Origin of the sequence: Novosphingobium guangzhouense (assembly GCF_002896965.1) — a bacterium.
In the GTDB taxonomy this organism is placed as follows: domain Bacteria; phylum Pseudomonadota; class Alphaproteobacteria; order Sphingomonadales; family Sphingomonadaceae; genus Novosphingobium; species Novosphingobium guangzhouense.
Genome location: NZ_LYMM01000100.1, coordinates 1 through 3,260, shown reverse-complemented (window position 1 = coordinate 3,260; position 3,260 = coordinate 1). Strand labels below are relative to the sequence as shown.

2 protein-coding genes and 1 tRNA gene are annotated in these 3,260 nt (G+C 63.7%); 1 reads left to right on the top strand and 2 read right to left on the bottom strand.

Annotated features, from left to right (window positions below; translation table 11 throughout):
* Positions 1-335: 335 nt before the first annotated feature.
* Together A8V01_RS26905 and A8V01_RS26900 are read right to left on the bottom strand one after the other, a co-directional pair.
* Positions 336-1,016 (bottom strand): RlmE family RNA methyltransferase, encoded by a 681-nt coding sequence (locus tag A8V01_RS26905; RefSeq protein WP_103099310.1) that lies wholly within the window; start codon positions 1,014-1,016, stop codon positions 336-338.
* Positions 1,013-2,365: a Ppx/GppA phosphatase family protein gene (locus A8V01_RS26900; RefSeq protein ID WP_103099309.1), complete on the bottom strand. Its 1,353-nt coding sequence runs from the start codon at positions 2,363-2,365 to the stop codon at positions 1,013-1,015. The genes A8V01_RS26905 and A8V01_RS26900 overlap by 4 nt, the downstream gene beginning before the upstream one ends.
* A gap of 154 nt (positions 2,366-2,519) precedes the next feature.
* Here A8V01_RS26900 and A8V01_RS26895 point away from each other — a divergent pair.
* Positions 2,520-2,593, top strand: a tRNA-Gln gene (locus A8V01_RS26895).
* The last annotated feature ends 667 nt before the right edge of the window (positions 2,594-3,260 follow it).

Sequence of the window (3,260 nt, the reverse complement as noted above, 5' to 3'; positions counted from 1 at the left end):
GGCTCAGGCGAGTGGCCGGGTAGCAGCGGGCAGCCCGGCTCGACCAGCATTCCATCGAACTCGTCCCGTATGACCGACGTCAGGGTTCGCGTCTTGAGCGGCCATGGGTCATCCGGGATAGGGCATCCGATGTCCCGCCGTATGTCGCAGGATCAGGCAGATGCCACCTTTCCAGAAGCCGAGAGGACGGTCCGGGTCTTCGAACGGACGCGTGGGGTGCGTGATCACGGCTTTGAAACCGCATCCCGGCCCACGACGCCGACCCGATACACCGCAGGCGACGTGTACCTCGTCACCCCGGATGCTGGGCCATATAGCCTATTTGGTTATAAATGTCAAGCTTGGCTCGCTTCGCCGGAACCCTTGAAGCCCTTGGCGATGACGTACCATTCGGAAGAATCCTTGCGACTCGCCGGTGGCTTGGCATGCTTGACGCTGGTGAAGTGCTTCTTGAGCAGACCAAGCAGCTGCGTGTCCGTACCTCCGGCCAGCACCTTTGCAACGAAAGTTCCCCCCGGGGCCAGATACTGGATGGCGAAGTCCGCCGCCGTTTCTACCAGCCCCATGGTGCGCAAGTGATCCGTCTGCTTGTGGCCCACGGTGTTGGCCGCCATGTCCGACATGACAAGGTCCGGCGCGCCTTCCAGCGCCCCGTCGAGCGCCGCAGGGGCCTCGTCCGCCATGAAATCCATCTGGAAGATGGTGACGCCCTCGATCGGGTCGGTGGGAAGCAGATCGATGCCCACGACCTTTGCCTTGGGCCGCTTGAGGCGCAGCACCTGGCTCCATCCGCCCGGCGCGATACCAAGGTCGACGGCGCGTTCGACGCCCTTGAACAGCTCGAACTTCTCGTCAAGCTCCAGCAACTTGTAGGCTGCGCGGCTGCGATAGCCGTCCGCCTTGGCCTTCTTGACGTAAGGATCATTCAACTGGCGCGTCAACCAGCGCGCCGAACTCGTCGAGCGCTTCTTGGCTGTTTTCAGGCGTTCGCCGGGATCGCGGCCGGAACGGCTCATCGGGCACCTACAGCGTTGCGGATGGTATCGGTCATGTTTCTAATTCCAGATGCTGGCCCCGTCGAATGCGAGGCGATCAGGCTGCGCAGGATGCCTTCGCGGATGCCGCGATCTGCAACGCCAAGGCGCGCGGCGGGCCAAAGGTCGAGGATGGCTTCAAGGATCGCGCAGCCTGCGACCACAAGGTCTGCCCGCTCCCGCCCGATACAGTTGAGTTCGCGCCGATCCTCGATCGCCATCGAAGACAGGCGCGAACTGATCCCCCGCATCGATTCGGCCGGCACGATCAGCCCGTCAACCATGCGCCGGTCGTACTGCGGCAGTTCAAGGTGCAGGCTGGCCAGCGTCGTCACGGTGCCGCTGGTGCCCAGCAGGCGCAACGGCCCTTCCTGGCTGGCGCTCTCGCGCGCCGGTGCCACCCGCTTGGAGAAGGCCGAAAAGCTCTCCGCCACCAGGCTGTGCATATGGCGGTAGCGCTCCAGACGCTCGCCTTGCGTAGTGCCTTCCGGCCCGCAGCTTTCGGTCAGAGAAACGACGCCCCATGGCACCGATTGCCAGTCCAGGATGCGCGGTACGGTGCCAGTGCTTTCGATCAGGACAAGTTCGGTCGATCCGCCGCCTATGTCGAAGATCATCGCGGGCCCGAAGCCATCCTCCAGCAGCACATGGCAACCCAGCACCGCCAGGCGCGCCTCTTCCCGCGCAGAGATGATATCCAGCTGAATACCCGTTTCACGACGCACGCGGTCGATGAATTCCGGGCCGTTACTGGCGCGCCTGCACGCCTCGGTCGCCACCGAACGGGCAAGATAGACGTTACGACGCATCAGCTTGTCCGCGCAGACCCGCAGCGCGCCAAGCGTGCGCTCCATCGCCGCATCCGAAAGGCGCCCGGACTGCGCGATCCCCTCGCCGAGCCTGACCACGCGACTGAAGGCATCGATGACCGTGAAGTTCTCGCCCGACGGCCTTGCGATCAGCAGCCGGCAATTATTCGTGCCAAGATCGATCGCCGCGTAAGCCTGCCGCCCGGAAGCGAAGCCGGAAACGGCCGACGACGACCTTGCCGACTGCACGCGTCCATCTTGCTGAACTGATCGGGCGGGCTGCGCCGACGCCTTTGCAGGCGCTACGACCGTCTTTTCTGCGCGCGGTGCCTTGCCTGCCTCGGGCTTGCAGGCGCTGCCCGGCGGGCGCGCCTTTCCCTTGGCTTTCGTACCGGACGGCTGGGGGCTGGAAGATGCCTTCGCCTTGCCCTTCCTACCCTTGCGCCGGCGCGACGGACGACCCGCAGCTCCGGCATTTTCCGGCACTTCGACTTTGGCAACCGGCGGATCATGGTCCGCCATAAATTTGATACTCGTTCTAATGTCTTCCCGCCGATCGGACGGGTACCTGGAGCCGATGCTAACGCCCCGAACGCAAACGGGCAAGGGGCGCACATTTTGATGCACCAAGGCTCTTGACCCGAATCACCACCCCCGCTAATGGAGCGCCTCCCGATGCCCCGTCGTCTAATGGTAAGACTACGGATTCTGATTCCGTCTATCGAGGTTCGAATCCTCGCGGGGCATCCAATCTCCCTACATCGCTGATTTAGCCGGTCTTTCCGGATGGTGGATGCGCATTTGCGTTGCCCGCATCGCTGCGCGTTGTGGCATAGCGCCCTATGCGGTACGCACCATGCCCGTGCCTCGCTTGGTTGAAGAGAGCGACCGGCCCTCTGGCAGCCCCTCTATCATAACGAGCGTCTTGTAGCGGCGATTGATCTGACACTGCTTGCGGCTCGGACACCTTGGACCAGCCAACATAGAGCGAGACGCCCTTTCGAGGCTTGCAGATCGCACCCGCGCGCCAGGTGGTAGCGGTGTGGCTGGCAGTCTCGCCTTCGAACCGCTCGGTTCTCATCGCCGCTTGGCCTGGTCTGCCCCGCGCGCAAGGCGCGGGCATTGGGCCTTGCGCCCAAGAGTGCTCAAGGGAGCCCGCAACGCGGCGTAGGACATGCGCTGCGTTGTGGCTAGCGCCCTATGCGGTGCGCACTATGCCCGGGTTTCGCTCGACTGACCGAGCGTGGCTGCGACGTGAAGGCGCGGCGTGGCGAGCTAAGGAACTCTGCTGAGCTTCCCTTTGTTCGACGCCCCCCGCGCGCACGTCAGATTGTGTTGTGGGGTGTATCCAGGGGCATTGTGTGCCGTTGGGTGGTGATTTTGAGAGAGTTGTATTGGTGTTGGTTGCGGGGGTAGG